This window comes from Hornefia porci, from assembly GCF_001940235.1.
Taxonomy (GTDB): domain Bacteria; phylum Bacillota; class Clostridia; order Peptostreptococcales; family Anaerovoracaceae; genus Aminicella; species Aminicella porci.
Genome location: NZ_MJIE01000001.1, coordinates 1882183 through 1898652, shown reverse-complemented (window position 1 = coordinate 1898652; position 16470 = coordinate 1882183). Strand labels below are relative to the sequence as shown.

6 protein-coding genes are annotated in these 16470 nt (G+C 52.7%); all 6 read right to left on the bottom strand.

What is annotated here, in order from left to right; genetic code table 11:
* Nucleotides 1-7: 7 nt before the first annotated feature.
* Entirely contained in the window at nt 8-5827 is a 5820-nt protein-coding gene (locus BHK98_RS08940; RefSeq protein ID WP_075713526.1) for a GLUG motif-containing protein, read from the bottom strand.
* Nucleotides 5828-10774: an InlB B-repeat-containing protein gene (locus tag BHK98_RS08935; RefSeq protein ID WP_158024484.1), complete on the bottom strand. Its 4947-nt coding sequence runs from the start codon at nt 10772-10774 to the stop codon at nt 5828-5830.
* Between the two features lie 483 nt (nt 10775-11257).
* Nucleotides 11258-13666, bottom strand: coding sequence for a PQQ-binding-like beta-propeller repeat protein (locus BHK98_RS08930; RefSeq protein ID WP_143404568.1), 2409 nt, complete (start codon nt 13664-13666; stop codon nt 11258-11260).
* 30 nt (nt 13667-13696) lie between these two features.
* Entirely contained in the window at nt 13697-15457 is a 1761-nt protein-coding gene (locus BHK98_RS08925) for a fibronectin type III domain-containing protein (protein ID WP_075713520.1), read from the bottom strand.
* A 30-nt stretch (nt 15458-15487) separates the two neighbouring features.
* On the bottom strand, nt 15488-15805 hold the full coding sequence (locus BHK98_RS08920; protein WP_075713518.1) for a DUF2149 domain-containing protein: 318 nt from the start codon (nt 15803-15805) through the stop codon (nt 15488-15490).
* Nucleotides 15792-16439 carry a MotA/TolQ/ExbB proton channel family protein gene (locus BHK98_RS08915; RefSeq protein WP_075713516.1) on the bottom strand — a complete coding sequence of 216 codons (648 nt, stop codon included), beginning with the start codon at nt 16437-16439 and terminating at the stop codon, nt 15792-15794. Before BHK98_RS08915 ends, BHK98_RS08920 begins: the two co-directional genes overlap by 14 nt.
* Between the last annotated feature and the right edge of the window lie 31 nt (nt 16440-16470).

Sequence of the window (16470 nt, the reverse complement as noted above, 5' to 3'; positions counted from 1 at the left end):
CTCCCTGTTATCTTACGCTGATCTTCTTCGTCTTACTCCAGACTGAATAATACTTCTTTCCGTCTTTCTTTATATAGGAGCGAACCTGTACGTATACACGTCTCTTCTTCAGATGTCTCAACGTCCGTCTTACGTTCTTCTTTCCTTTCACTGTGACGTTCCTGCTCTTCTGGAATTTTCCCGAGAAGGCATACCGAATCTGGTAACCGCTGCACTTGCCATTCTTCTTCCAGCGCAGACTTACGGTTCTCTTTCCGGCGTGTCCTGTCCTCGTAATCCTCGTTCCGGTGAGACGAACCATTCTGACAGTCGATGATGTTGCCTTCTTTTCCTCTGACAAAGCTCTCACGCGATATAAGCAGTTCCCCCCATTCTTCGCCTTTCTGTCCGTCCATCGTATCGCACTGCCGGACTTCACGGTTTTTATCACCTTCCATTTTGCCGATGCACCGCTTCGTTTCAGGATCTGATATTCCGATGCTTTCGGGACTTTCTTCCATATCAGGAGAATTCCCTTTCCGGAATTCTGCGCTCTGACAGACGGAGCCGCCAGCTTTTTGTCCCCGTCGCCTGTCTCCGCCGATCCGGGCTTTGTATCCGGAGAACTCCCATCTCTCTTCACACCGGAGACCGCAGGGCTCAGACTCATCTCTCGGAAATTGTAGAGGATACCTCCCTCTTTCACAAGTCTGCAGGACAACAGGCCGCGAAATCCCTGTTCCGTTGCAATCCGAGGATTCCCGTCCTTATGAACGAAACCGTCGTGACTGTCGTTTACGAAAGATAACAGTCCGTCTGTCAGACTGCAGTCGCCTCTGACATAGTCCTCGGGATCACGACCTGCTGCGCAGATGCCGACGATCATCTGTGCCGTTGATTCTGCACTGGCTGTTCCGTTATAGGAGACGGCGCCATTGTCATCCATCATCGACGTGACATACTCCCGGGAAATCGCCTTCTGAATAGCTTCCCGTGCTGCATCGCTTTCTTCCCGCCACATGGCAAGAGCCATGATCACCGGACCATCCGCATCAGCCCCGCCGAAACCTCCATTGGATCTCTGCCGGGCAATTATCGTTCCAATCATGGAATCTCGTTCCGCCGCGGTCAGATCTTTTTTGTTCTGTGAAAGTGCCAGAAGTACATACGGCTGCGTATATATGGACAGTTCCCCGAATCCTTCGATGGAAACTCTGTTCTTCAGAACGCTGACCAGATTCAGCGCAGTATCGCTGCTTTCACCGGCAAGAACCACTTTCCTCGGATCTGCCCCCATAGCTGTGAGTCCAAGGATGTCTTTGGCAAGAACGACTGCCGACACATCGGATTTCTGCGCATGAGAAGCCGCCTGATCGATAAAGGCCTGCCTCTGCTCATCTGTAATACCGCCTTTTCTACCGGTCAGTTTCTCATAGACTGCAATATCGCCGATTTTCCAGCAGGACAGATCGTCCGTGGAATGCTCAGCTGTCATATTTCTGTAGATGGCATCAGACAGCTTATCTTTGTCGATCACTGTCTCCGCAGGGTCATCGATGCCGCCATGGTCGCCCAGCCTGACATCATAAAGTTCCAGGAATATCTTCTGCAGTGCAGGCCAGTCCGTAATCTTCGCCGTATCCAGCGCCGCCTGCTCCGCATCACTGTTCCCCTTCGTTTTGTTACCCACGACATTATATTCGCCGCCGTCAGGCGCCGTGCTCCAGCCGTAGTTTTCCGAAAATGTAATGTCTTTCTTCAGTCCTGCCAGTGTGCCCTGATAGTTACCGATAAACCCGCCTCTATAGGAGCTTCCCGACGTCGTCGTCAGCGTTCCTGCACTGGCGCATTTTTTGATTACACCGCTGCCGGATCCGGCAAATCCACCGAGTTCCTCTCCATCGCCATTTACCGATCCGGTGCAATAGCTGCGCATGATCGTATCATAATTGTTGCCGACAAAACCTCCCGTGCTCTTTTTCCCGATAACGTCACCAGTTGCGCTGCAGTCGTAGATTTTTCCGTTGTTCCCTCCGACAAAACCTCCTGTACAAGATGCGCCGCTGACATTTCCTCTGGCTTTGCTGTCGGTAATATACCCAAAATTCCCGCCTGCCAGGCCGCCGGCATAGATGGCTCCGGCCGTCACATCCACATCAGCGATACAGCTGTCAACTGAACTGAGTACACTGAGTCCGGTTTTAGCGTCACTGTCCCCATCATTGAATCCGATGAGACCGCCTGTGTAGGAGCCGTTGGAGCTTCCCGAAAGGTCTGTATTCGTCGATGTCACCCGGCCGTATGCTCTGCAATTTCCAATAGTATTCCCGACATTAGATGCGATATCCACTGAGCTGACTTTGACCGCAGCCACTCCCACGAGTGCGCCCACCGAATATTTACCGGTCACATCTGCATTCCTAAGCGTGACATTCTTCACTGTGGCGCCCCGGATGAAATTGAAAAAGCCCACATTATTGGTCTCCGGCTTGCGAATCGTCATATTCGAGACGGTATAACCGTCGCCGTCAAAGCTGCCGCTGAAAGGGTGTGTTTTGGATCCGATTCCCTGAAAGTCCATGCCGGACAGATCGATATCCCTGGTCAGTCTGTAATTTGCCGTCAGATCTGCGTTGTCGTCACAGAGTGCGACAAGTTCTGCCGCTGTAGAAACTGAAATTACCTTTTTCACCGGTTTCTCACCTGTGATATCTGCCCAGGCAGGTGCCTTGAAGAGATTCTGCATCGTACCCTGATACCACAAAACGCAGTCCCCATCATGAATAGATGCAAGCGTCGCAGAAACGATAGAAATCTCGTCATTCACCGTAAACATCCAGCCATTTGGCGGAAGCATCCTGTTGTCGTTGATTGACTCAATGAAGCTGCCATAGGCCGGGGATACAGTGTAATCGTAAGTCAGAAGTCCCTGCTTCTGCGCCGCGTTCATAACATCGATCAGTCTGGTATTACCGGTACTTGGCAGTGTGACACTCAGCGTTTTTCCATCCTGGACAAAGTCATACTGGCTTTTGTCGTAGAGTGCAATCGCCATCTTCACCGTAATATCTTTTGTTATCTGATCCGTCGGCGCCGCCACATCTGTCAGGTACGGAAGTCCGCTGTTACGATCGTCCTCTCTCGTCCAGGAATCGCCCATCGTCGTGGCAAAGCCTGCCGTCTTCATCGTGTCCAGGCTGACGCCCTTCGCACCGCCTTTCGGATTGTCAGAGGCGGTCAGATCCGTTACGAAATAACAGTTTTTAAAATTCTCTGCCGGGATTTCCTCGTCAAAGCCTGAACTCCCCACAATATCCTTCGCCGCTTCTCCGCTCATGGAACCCGCGAATCCATAGGCCCGTTCCGGTCTGTCCGCAGAGCTGACACGGTTTGCTGCATAACAGTTTCTGAACGTGACTCCGCCGGAATTGATCCGCCCGATAAATCCGCCGTTCCAACCCCTCGTGGCCGTCACACTTCCCAGTGCAAAGCAGTCCTCAAAGGAACCCGTCCTTCCGCCGCTGCTGTCTGCCCAGCCTGCGAACCCACCTGCGCAGTAACTCTGCGTGCGAACGTTCATGCTCGTCCAACACTGTCTGATCACGCCAAAGTTGTTACCAACAAAGCCTGCATGTCCGTTGGCGGTCTGGCTGTTCGCTGTCAGGCTACCGCCCTGCACACAGCTTTTTTCTATGGTTCCGAAATTTCGGCTCACCATACCTCCTATAATGGCACCGGTATCCGCTGTGATGTTTGCGTTTCTGACCGTGCAGTTTTCCATGCTGCCGTAGTTGTAGTAGCACAGAACCGCCGCATTGTCGCTGAACAGCACATTTGGATTCTCCACGACCACATTCTTTACCTCACCGGAAGGCCCAATGTACCGAAACAGCCCTCCGTCCCCGTTGCTCAGAGTCAATCCCGTGATTTTGTGACCGTTTCCATCGAATTTTCCGTTGAACATGGCATTGATATTACCCCAGGATTTCTCCTGGTTCTGCTGCTCCGCTGTCAGTCTGCTGAAATCTATATCCGCCATCAGTTTATAGTTACGTGACCATGCCGCATTCTGCGCATCTGCATCTGTCTGGTATCCGGTTCCTTTGGCGGTGGTGTTGACGATCTTCATCCAGTCGTCGACAGAGGAAATCTCCACTGTCTCGCTCTCTTCTGCATCGAAATGTCCTGACTCGCTTCTGGACAGTGCACTGACACAGGTCTTGCCATCATACTCACTTCCGCTGTCGTCTATGGTGAAACCGGCACGCACAGTGAAATAATAGTCGCCGTCTGCAGCCATGCTGCTGAGAAAGTGCATACTGAGCTTCTCTGAATCTTTGTCCAGAAGTTCTCTGCCAATAGTAAATTCGACCTTTTTCTTTCCATCCTCGTAGAGCGTCACGACATAAAAGTCAGCGCTCTTCACGGCCTTCCACTCAGCGATGCGGGACGCTTTATTCCATACCAGTCCCCCAGGGCAGTCTACATAAGTTGCAGGATCGAACTCATAGCCATCCCCGCTCGCCTGAGATTCTTCACTGTCCTGATAGATACTGCCATCACCCTCCGCCGTAACGGTAAAGACATAATTCCTGCGGCCACTGCTCTTCATCCCGCCCAGCGCCTTTGTGAGATCATATTCTGTATTCTCGATTCCGCTTTTCTCAATGAGTGCATGGGATCGATCTTCCGTCGTGTAGACACGAAGGGTATAAGCGGAGGCTCCGTCCACGGCGTTCCAGCAGGCTTTTGCACTCCGGGTCACAAAATCATATTTGTCGCTGTCCGGTTCCCCAATGCTCCATTTCAGTCCCACGGGAGTTTCAAGGGTTATGTTGCCGACATTCTCCGGAGTTTCCCAGGCGAGCAGCGGATATCCGCCGTTCACCTGTGCTCCGCGATCCATCTGCCAGTGCTCCTTTCCCAGAGTCTCCACGAATGCCGCCTTCTTCATATCAGATGACGGTTTCAGTTTCCCAAGTTCTTCTGTATCACCCGCCGCCATATCGGCACAATAATAGCAGTTCTCATAAGCTGCATATTTGCTGGAACCGATAGAGACAGCTGTCTGTGAACCGGTGATCTTACCCGCATTATAGCAGTTCTTATAGGTGTTGCTTCTGGCATTTCCGACTCCTGAAGCAATGTTTCCGCTGATAGACGCCGTATTATAGCAGTTCTCCAGTGTCCCGAAGGACATCTCCGGTGTGATGCCGGAAGCCCGGTGCGCTGAAGTCACCGCTCCCCGGTTGAAACAGTCTTTAATCGTAATCCCGTTATCGGATGTTCCCAGTATACCGCCCGTGTTGCTGGAAGATCCTGTTCCATTTACGTTGGCAAGGTTTCCGCAGCAGGTAATCGTCGTTTTGCCGGAAGCCTTTCCGGCGATTCCTCCAATAGCATACGAATCCCCGCTGATCTCTCCCGACACCGTCACATTGCGGATCTGCGCCGCATTGAGGACACCGAAAAGCCCCAGTATTCTCCCGTTTTCTTTCAGTACGAGCCCACTGATCTGATGCTTCTGTCCGTCAAATGTTCCCTCAAACGGGTTGTCAAGATCCTTGCCTATTGGCGTATACTTCGTCCCGCTCAGATCTATATCCGCTGTCAGGACGGCTCGGGCTGACGACTGCTGCGCCGTGCCGTCCTTCAGTTCTCCGTTAACCAGATCTGCGAACCAGCAGAGTTCCTGTGGTGTTCCGATCTGATAAATTCCATCCTTCTGTTCCGGAGCAGATGCAGCACATGCCGCAGTCGCCATCAGCGCAAGAATCACCGCGGCAAACGCCGCGATGATTCCTGCCGATACACACCGAAACAGTATCATTCTTTTCTCATTACTCATTTACTTTACCCTGACCTTCTTCGTCCCGGTTTGAATTCCCAGATATATGTGCCCCTTATACTTTCTAACAGGGCTTACCTGAATATAGTATGTTCTCCCCTTCTTCAGTCCGCGGATTTTCAGACTTGTTTTCTTCCCGCCTGCGAAGTTTTTCGTTTTCCCGCCGGCCATACTCCTCTTCGAAGAATATATCACCTGATATCCGGTGGCTTTGCTCACTTTTTTGACTCTGACGGTTGCAGAGCGCTTTCCCGTCCTGACACTCGCCTTCGTGCCGGCGTACATTCTGTAATTCACTCTGGACCAGGTACTTCTCTGCCACGTGTCTCCATTCTTCTGGTAGACAGCCAGCCTGAACTCATAAAGGCCGTTATTCCTCATCTTGCTGATGCTGCAGGTGTTTTTCCCGGCCGTCCAGGCGTATGTCCATCGTTTTTCACCCGCCTTCCTGTATGCGATCCGGTAGTTCGTCGCGCCTTTGACCTTTCTGAACTTCACCTTCATCGCCTTGCTCTTCAGCTGTGCGGTTATACTGATTCCCGAGGCACTTATGCCTGAGATATTCTTGCTTGCCGCCGCGCTGTCTGCCGTCTTATTGCCCGGCGTGATTGCATCGATATCAGCGTCTTCGTTATCCCCTGCGGAAGCATGCTCTGCCGCCTCCTTGTCCGCTCTGGCTTTCTGAACGAGCTCATCGGCTTCTTCCTGTGCCTTCCCGGCAACTGTCATGGCTTTGGCCGATGCGACCGCTGCTGCCTTCGCTTCTGCCAGTGCCGTATCTGCGGCCTCCTTTCCCTCTTTCGTTGCAGAGGCCGCAGCCTTTTCGGCAGCCTTCACTGCGGCATCCGCCGCATCTGCAGATTTCCTTGCCGCCTCTGCCGCAGTTTCTGCATCTTTTTTAGCCTGCTCCGCTGCTTTCACAGCATCCTCACCGGGCGTCTTCATCGCTTCCTCTGCCGCTTTCCTGCTGGCGTCCGCTGCCTTTTTCGCACGGTCTGCGGAAGCCTTCGCCGCATCCGCCTCTGTTTTTCTGCCTGCCGCCACATCTCTGTCGATTACGGCAACTGCAGCCTTTGCTCTGGCAATCGCATCCCGCAGAGCCTTATCAGCCGCATCCACTTTATTCTGCGTAAGTTTAGTATCTTCCGACGCGGCTCTGGCGGCATTCACCGCATCTGAAAGAATTTTCGCAGCATCTGCATAAGATCCGCCGCTGATCTCTTTCAGATAGTTTTCCGCGGCCGCTATATCATCGTTCAGTGTCGTCTTATCTGTGACAGGGTCCTTGATCTCCTGCCAGCTGAACACCGGATATCCTTCATTGAAATATTCCGGTGAGCTCTTCCAGATTTCCTCTCCTGCCGCCTCATTAAAACCGGCAGCCTTCGCCCTCAGAGCGTCAGCAGTGATGCCGCCGGCGCCGGTATCGTCCTCCGTTCCAACAAAGTAGAATTCAGACGGCAGGTAACTGCTGCCTGCTTTTCCGACACATTTTCCCGTATCAGACGTCCCGGTCGCCGTTCCCAAAGAATACCCGCATTCTGCGGTTGCAAAGATTCCCCCGGCAATCCCTCCAACAATGGATACGCCGCTGACATCTCCAGTGTTATATACATGGGACAGCTTTGAATTTGCGCCACTGAAATACCCGGCAATACCGCCGACCCGGTTTTTGCCGAGGATCTTTCCTGTGTTAAAGCATTCGCTGATGATCGACTTGCTTGCTGTTGCAGCTCCGGCAATACCGCCCAGCTGTTCCCCTCCGGTTCCGGTAATCGTTCCGGAGTTGGAGCACTTTGACACAGACACTGTACCATACATATAACCGATGATTCCGCCGCTATTCATGGCACTGCTTTCACTGGAAGTGGTGATATTCGCTTCATTGCGGCAGTTTTCAATATCCAGGCAGACTGCGTATCCTGCGATCCCCGCAGCATATCTGCCTGAAGTAGATACCGAGCCCTTTACTGTAAGATTCCGAATCGTCGCATGCTCTTTGGCATCGCCTTTAACCATACCGAACAGAGCGTTGTAATCCGAAGTTCCCTCAATGCTCAGACCCGAAACAGTCCTGCCGTTTCCGTCATAATTACCGGCAAATATATAGCTGTATGACTTTCCCACAGGCGTCCAGTTGTTATCGCCCAGATCAATATCCTCTGTCTGCTTAAAATATTTTCCGTTATATTTGTTTCCGGCATTAACCCTGGCTGCCAGCCATGCCAGCTGCTCGCCGTTTGAAATCAGATATGGATCCTCTTTTGAGCCCGAACCTGCGATTTCACTGTCCTCAGCGATCGTTTCGCCGTCCCAGCTTCTGGAATATTCCAGAACTACCGGAATACTTGACGCGCTGTCTGCACCAATGGTGATCGTCCCGCTCACTTTTTTGTAGTTCTTTGCTTTAACGGTATATGTATACTCACCATAAGGCAGCCTGTACGAGTTGCCCGCATCCGCCTTTATCATGCGGTCGCCGGTTCTGACCGTGATGACAGGAGTCACATCCGTCGCTCCGTCAGAGCAGGTGATATCAAAGGACACTGTCTTCCCCGGAGCATCCTCAAGCGTCACTTTCTCTGTTTTTGCCTCTCCTGCGATGGTAATTGTTCCCTTTTTTGTCACCTTGCCGAATGCACTCGCCGTGTAGTTATAGGCTCCGTCCCGCAGTTGGAATGTAACCTTGTTATCTCCGGGGGCTCCCACACATATTCCACCATCCTTATCCTGCAGTGACAGTTCCGTATCCCCGGGATCCAGCAGAACGGTCAGTTCATACTTTGGCGTTGTATCCTGAACCGACAGAATCGGATAACCGTCATTGACGGGTTGCTCCATATCCCGGCAGAAATCCGGAATCGGGGTGGCGAATTTCAGGTTTCTCAGATTTTCTTCGCTGATGGGAGCCGCATTGGTGTCCGTGCCCAGGCTGTCGAGATAGTAACAGTTCGTAACAGTACCTGATGACTTTAATCCTGCAAACGGGTGGGAATCTGCGCCGCCTGATACTGCGCCGGTGGTATAACAGTCTGAAACAACTGCATTCCTGTCGTTCAGATAACCGATGATCCCGGCCGCTTTACTGACCGCTGCTGTAATAGTTCCGCGGTTATAGCAGGCCTCGATTCTTCCCTTTCCGTAAGCATGGCCACCAATTCCTCCGATACTGTTGGCTCCGCTGATCTGTCCGAAGTTCGCACAGTGCCTGACCGTCTTATCCGAAGAACCGTTGAAAATACCGACGATACCGCCCACATTATTTCCACCGGTAACAGCAACATAACTCACACAGTTTTCTATCAGGGCTGCAGAGGAATATGTGCTGTTCAATGTGCCGACTATGCCGCCAACTCCCCCGGAATTGCTGCTTCCTGCGCCGGTCACAGTACCTTTCACCGTAAGATTTCTGATGGTTCCGCCGTTCACATAACCGAACAGCCCCTGATTATAAGTCTTTGCCTCTACGTTCAGATTCGATATCGTTTTTCCGTTTCCGTCAAATGTACCGGCATACTTGCCTTTATCGGAGCCGATCGGTGTCCACGCCTCATTCCCGAGATCGATATCCCTGCTCAATACCGCATCATAGCCTGTGCCGCGTCCCGCATTCACCTCCTGCGCCAGCCATGCCAGTTCTGCTCCTGTCGATATCTGATAAACGCCTTTTTCATTTTTCTGCGGTTCTTCGATATCATCGGACCCGCCCCAGGCCGTCTTGACTGAAAGGGGAATCGTAAACGACTTTCCAGCCTCTGTCACATCACCGGTCAGATCGATCTCTCCAGTCTGCTTTGTATAATTCCTGCTCTTAAACGTATAGGTATATTTATAGCCCGTCGGAAGTTCATAGACAAGTCCGTTGCTGCCATCCTTTGCAGTCATCACCTGTTCTCCGGTCTTCACAGTCAGAGAACCTCCCTCGATAGAGGTTGCGTCACCGTCATAGCTGAAGGACGCCGATATTTTTTTGTTCGCCACAAGAGAAACGACTGTATTCACTGCTGCGCCGCCGATTTCAATTCTCCCGCTCTTCCCGGCGTAGCCAAAGACTGAGGCTTTCCAGTAGTAGGTACCGTTCTCCAGTGTATATCTCCGTGCACTCTCTGTATCTGGAGACAACTGCATCTTGTATTCTGAATCACTATAGAGGCTGAACTGCGCATCCTCCGGAGAAAGTGTGAATGTCGCGGCATAGACCGACGCCCAGACAGCATACAGATCGGTATCCGCCTGGATGTTTACGGATGCTTTGTCAGCATATTTTACTTCTCCGTCCGCGGAATCTGCCCAGCCTTTGAAAATATGACCGTCATAAGAGAACGAGTTGGAATCCAGCGTTCCTGTCCCATAGAAAGTTTGAGACTTCGTCTCATCCGTTCCGTTGTTCCCATGGAACGTGACCTGAGATGGCAGCGATGCTTTGAAATTCTTCAGATACATGCAGCTATTTCTTGAAGAAGAGTTTCCCTGGCGGTAAGCCACAGTAACAGTATCGCCTGCATTCGCCTGTACGGAGGCACTGCCTTCTTTGATCCCGTTGACTCCAGTCACCTTTGCTCCCCAACTTGAACAGGTATACAGAGAAGTGTTTCCATTTTTGACCACCAGTCCGGAAGATGAATTTGTATCCATCTTATAGTCAAACGTCAGTGTCGCCGCCTTTGTAAATACAAAAGTCAGCGTTGCGCTTTGGGATTTCTTAATCGTCCCTGACTGAGAGGTACAGCCTTTCAACCATTTGGTTCCATCGATATCTGTTATCGTATACGGATAGTCCGTCGGTTCTGTAACCTTCACTATCCCATTCAGATCCGTAAAGAAATCTGAGACTGTCATCTCAGCCGATCCTCCGTCCTCTGCCATGACCGGCATCGCTGGGATCATCGTAAGCACAATAAAAAGCGACAACAAAATCATGCTGACGCGTTTACCGGTTTTCAACATACATCTTCCTCTCTTTCCGGCGCGAAAAAAGGGCGCCACACCTGTGACCCCCGTTCGCCGTTCCCATTCCCGCGCGTCTGTCGCCTGTATCTGACAGCCGCATACCGTTGAAATGAAAAAGAAGAGTGCCTCATCCCGACAACCGCATACCGTTCTAATATGCGGCGCCATCTGCGATGGATTCCTCTTACTGTCTGATTGTTCACTAAAACAGAGGTCTCAAATCAGAGCTGCAACTCGTCTCCCGACTGACGTTCTCTCTGCCATCTCTGCAGGCCGGCTGTTATGAACGATCACGGTTGCTGTATCAGTGGAGGATTCTCACCTCGTTCCGTTAGTTACACTCATTCATTATTCAATTATGGGATCTGTAACGACCCCCCTGATCTAAGAACCATTCTATCACACATTTCACAGCCAATCAATCCCGGAGAGGGCGCTCCGGGATTGATTGGCTGTCCGGGATTCACTGAAATACGGCGGCTACCGGACCTTTACGCGCACGGTTTTGCTGTACGGGCCGTATGCAGTCTTGCCGCCGGACCGGGCGTAAGCGCGCATGCGGACGTATACGGTTCCTTTTTTCTGACGAATCGTCTTGCTGAGTTTTTTCGGGCGGTCAACACGGAGCTTCTTCTTTCCTTTCCGGAATTTCCGGTCCTTCGCCACAGTAATCTCATAACCTGTTGCGCGGGAAGCCTTTTTCCACTTCAGGGTGAGCTTCTTCCTGCCCGCCTTGCAGCTGACGCTTTTCACCTTCGCCGGCGGAGCGGGCTTCTTCACCTCCGGCCGGGGCTTGGGCTCATCCGTTCCGGATTTCCCCCTGTTCAGTGTCACCAGATAATCCCGAGTCGTGCTTTTGTCCTTTGAGGTGACGCGAACGTTCACGACTGTATTCTTATTCAGGTCGGCTGAACCGATTACATACTTCTGAGAATCGTCCATCTCATCCCGCCAGCTGTAATCCAGTTCGCTGCCGGCCTTCAGCAGTCCGCCCTTTTCGGGATCCCGGACATTCTCCCGCGCGTACACACGCACCTCCGCTTCAGAATGCAGGGGGAGCACCCAGAGGCTGTATGTGTCCTTCCCGTTCTCCAGCTGCTTCGTCTGGTACCGATCCTGTCCCCGTATGAGCTCGCCCAGAAGGTTGTCATCGTAACGGCCATCCTCCGTCAGCGACAAAACACTCAGCTCCGCATCCTTCTCGGTCACCCGCACGACAGTGAAGTGGTAGTCCACGCACACAGCGCCCCTCTTCACCCGCAGCCGGATCTTTGTCTCCGCGGCGTCTCCCAGCTTCGCTGTCATGGTCTCGCCCTGCTCCTCTCCGTTCACTGACAGGCTGCAGGAAGTCTCCCCGTCTCTTCCGCTGACAGCCAGCTTCACAGAAGCTGCCGTATCGTCGGCGACGACCTGATAGTCCCGCATTCCCGGCTGGAAGGGCACGGAAAGCGGCTTACCTTTATCTGTCGTCAGCTTCACGCCGGACAGGAGCCGGGGCGCGATCGCCATGATGTAGCCGCTGTCATTTTTGTAGTAGAGAATCCCGTCCCTGCTGACAGCCAGAGGGCTGATGCAGAACTGCGCCTGCGCTCCCTCCGGAACAAAGACCTGTTCGGCGGCTCCCGCCTCTGTCTGCCCGGGAACGTCACGGATGCACCAGATCCCTCCCGGCTCCACGTTGCAGGTGAAATAGAGATACCGCGCTCCGGAGGGATCCCCTTCAGGAACTGAAAGGAGCGGTGCGCCGGTCGGCGTTCCCGCCACAGGCACGCTGTAAATCTCCGATTTTTCATTCAGCGCCCTGCTGCTGTCCAGAACGACATATCGGTTGTTTCCCGTATTTTTGTTGGAAACGCCGACATAGGCTCTTCCTTTGTACACTACCGCAGCGCCGCGGATCGATTCTCCCAGATCGACGCAGCTGAAGTCTCCGTTCTCATCGCCGGATGCAGAAGGCTGTGCGAGAGTTCCGTCCTCGCCGATGTGAATACGATAGAAACGGCCTCCCATGGTGCCGGCATACAGGAAATCCCCGTCACGGACGATGGCACTGCGGAAGTCTCCCTTCAGACCCTCAACACGGCTGATTTCCTTACCGGTCAGAGGATCCAGCGAGCGGATGACAGAGCCGTCCGTATCAAGCCCGCCCGGATCTCCGTTGTCTGAGCCGAACACTATATACCGGTCAGTGACGCAGGCTCCCGCCCAGTAGAAGCCTCTCTCTGCATCCTTGATGCTCCATACGGTCTTTCCGTCTTCTGCAGAAACGCAGAAAAACCACCGCAGGATGCCGTTGTCCGCGCTGCCTGCTTTCGCTTCATCGTAGTGCTGACGATTTTTTCCGTCATAAACTCCGGTTCCCGTATAGAGGTAACCCTTCCCGTTGATTTTCCGGTAGGTCAGCTGGGTCAGGCCAAGGCCGGTATATCCCCTGCTGTGCCAGCGGGGCTGCAGGGTTTTGCCATCCACTGCCTCAATCATGGTTCCCTCGCTGCCCGCATCGGTCACCGCATAAAGCGTCCCGTCAGCGTAAACCATGGGGTGCATTGCAAAACCCACGTCGCCGTGTAGAGCTTCTGCCTTCTTTCTTACGTTTCCCGTCCTCCGGTCAATCCGGTAGACGGTCTTCTCGCTGGCGACAAAGAGATCCTCGCCGACGATCAGGGGAGGAGTTACGGAACGGGTTCCCATTTTCACATCGCCCCACAGGGAGACAGCATGGGCGGCGTCCGGTGCAGCCGCCCGGGCTGTCACGCCATTATTGTTTTCACTGTTCTGAAAACAGGTCCAGTCGCTTTCGGAGCTGCTGCCGGCGAATGCACAGGCGCCCGCAAGCAGGAACGCGAGCATCGCCGCGGCAGCGATGCTCACTCTAATTCTTCTTTTCACTTTCTTTTCCTGGTTCTGTCTCATATGAGATTATTTCACCTTCACTTTTTTCGGAGAGGACACCGGTCCTTTTCCTGTTGAATTGTATGCGCAGACCTTGTAGTAGTAGGTTCTGCCCTTTTTCAGCTTTGTATTGGTGTATTTCAGCGTTTTCGCGTTTTTCAGTGTCCGAATCTTCTTATAGGTTCCGTTTTTCTTTGTGCTGCGATAAACCACATAGCCCTTCGCCTTCGACGTTTTCTTCCAGGACAGAACGGCTTTTCTCTTTCCGCTCTTTACCTTCAGGCTTACCTTTCCCGGCAGCTTCGCCTTTCTCTCGGCTTCCGCCTTGGCCTTTGCTTCAGCCTCCGCCTTGGCTTTGGCCTCGGCTTCTTCCTTCTCTTTGGCTTTCTTCAGCCCATCCAGCTTCTTTTCTGCAGCGGTCAGGTCTTCGTACCGGGTAACCTTTTCCTTCGCTCCGTCACTCAGAGCGTCATAGGCCTTTCTGGCTTCGGCAACCGCATTTTCACTGTCAAGCGTCACCTCACCGATTGCCTCGATTTTCTCGTCGACTGCCTTCGCCTGCTTTGCCTCAGTTTCCTCCTTAGCTTTCTTCAGCTCTTCCAGCTTCTCCTCTGCGGCGGTCAGAACACTGTAATTGTCTACCTTCTTCTGCAGTGACTTCAGAAGCCCGTCATAATCGGTTCTGGCCTGCCGGATCGCGTCGCCGCTCTCCAGGGTCACCTCTCCGATGCCGCCGATTTTCTCTTTCACAGCAGCTACCGCGGCAGTCTTGTCCTCCTCCTTCGTGGAAATCTTCAGCGTGAAAGTGACCTTGCTCCCATCGCCCAGCGTTACGCTTGCATCACTGATTTCCGCATCCACAAATTCCGTGTCGCCGGGGATAGAAGTGGTCAGGAAAGAGCCGGTGCGTTCTGTAACATACTCGACGCTGTGATTCATCATCATGCTCTGAATCCACAGTCCTTTTTTCACTGTCCAGCGCGCTGCAGGATCCCCCTCTACAGAGAATACGCCGCCTTTATCCAGCAGGGAAAGACTCGCTTCATACTGTCCCTTTTCTCCGGTCAGCAGCGGGGTTGTCTTTCCGTTCCGGTCGGTGAACATGAGCTTCGACGCATAGCGGTCGTTGTTCTTCGCCTGCGCCGTGACCAGCTTGTCAATCTCTCCTTTTCCTTCTGCCAGCGCCTGTTTGATAGCGTCCTCGGTCTTCGCATCGTCGATTTTATCAGAATATGTCTGAATCAGTGTTTTCAGCGTTTCCTGATCTTCCGCCTCATAGTCGGAAGCCTTTTTATAGTCTGACAGTGCCTTTTTAGATTCTGTTCTGAGCTCATTCAGACGCTCCGCCTCTGTCTGCGGCGTCAGCTCAACCTTCAGCGTCAGCGTCCAGTTTCCCTGGTCATCCTGGGTTTTTCCGTCGAATTCAATCCAGTCTCCATACTCATCATTCCCCCCGTATGCGCTGCGTTTATACTTATAGTTTTTCGCAACTGCCTTGTATCTGTATGCCCAGTCCTCCATTTCTATGTCGAAGGTGCCGTCTGTGTTTTGTTTAACAGGCTCAACAACATCAGTATCCTCACTCTCTACATAATAGTCGTGATACACCATCGGCGTCGCATCCTTAATCTCTTCTCCGGTGGATTTATCCAGAACGACGATTTTCACTCTGCACTTTTCCGGCTCGTCCGCATAGGCGCGGTCGGTAACGGCTGCCGCCGCGATGACGAGAAGCGCTGCAAGCGCCGCCAGGATAATTCCGGTGTACCATTTTCTTCTGTGCAACATTTTTACCTCCTTCGCTGCATAACTCAAATTTTATCTGTTCTCTTTCTGCTCCTTCTTCTGGTCAACAATATAGGTTTTCCCCGTCTTCGGATCTTTGTAGACGGTTCCCATCTTCTCCATTCCCTTTCCGCCGGATTTCTCCACCGTCGTCTTGCTGCTGGTGTCCTTGTACTGAATCACTGCCTGGTCCAGACGGGACACATCCACCTTCAGATTGATAATCAGCGCGACCATCAGCCCGCAGGCAAACACCAGCATGACGTCAGACAGATTGGAAAGGCTGTCCAGCGGATTAGGGCTCTCTTCTGCGTCGAAACGGCGCGAAAGGCGTTTTCTATCTCTCAGCATGTGCCACCTCCGGCTCTTCCTTTTCCAGAACAACCTCCATCACAGACTCCAGTCCCTGAGCATAGGATCGGTACCAGTGTCTGCGGATCTGGAAGATTACAAAGGCAACTGCGGCGATGATTACGCCGGCGGCCGTCGTATCAAAGGCAACCAGAAGCGATCTGGAAAGCGCCATGGTATCTCCTTTTCCCAGCGCCATCAGCCCGGGGCCCAGCGGAATCAGTGTCCCCAGCAGTCCGAACATCGGTCCCAGCCGGAGGATCGCCTCCGGCCAGCGGATATATCTGTGGAAATGCTCCTCCTCATCGAACAAAAGCTGTGCCGCATAAGCCTCCCGGCTCGTTCGGGTCATGCTCTGCTCCTGAAGCAGTTTCCGAACCGCTGCCTTCTGGCGCTTCAGCAGTCCGCTTTCTTCAATCAGTCCGGGAAGCTCGCTGAACTCCGCGCGGTTGATTCGCTCTATCAGCTCCGGGATCTTTTCGGAAAGCTTCCGATGCTCCGTAAAAAATTCACAGATGAAGCTCCCCGTCATGACCACCGTCACCGCCATCAGCACCAGCAGAACTGCAACCACCGGTGTCTGAAGCTCTGAAATCACAGCTCTCAGAATATTCGTTGTTGTACTTGATATCATTCTTTTCTCTCCGTAAGGTTCTCAGGAGCAT

Coding starts and splice junctions, on each gene's coding strand:
- BHK98_RS08940 (WP_075713526.1), bottom strand. CDS start 5,827: ATGAGTAATGAGAAAAGAATGATACTGTTTCGGTGTGTATCGGCAGGA.
- BHK98_RS08935 (WP_158024484.1), bottom strand. CDS start 10,774: ATGTTGAAAACCGGTAAACGCGTCAGCATGATTTTGTTGTCGCTTTTT.
- BHK98_RS08925 (WP_075713520.1), bottom strand. CDS start 15,457: ATGTTGCACAGAAGAAAATGGTACACCGGAATTATCCTGGCGGCGCTT.
- BHK98_RS08920 (WP_075713518.1), bottom strand. CDS start 15,805: ATGCTGAGAGATAGAAAACGCCTTTCGCGCCGTTTCGACGCAGAAGAG.
- BHK98_RS08915 (WP_075713516.1), bottom strand. CDS start 16,439: ATGATATCAAGTACAACAACGAATATTCTGAGAGCTGTGATTTCAGAG.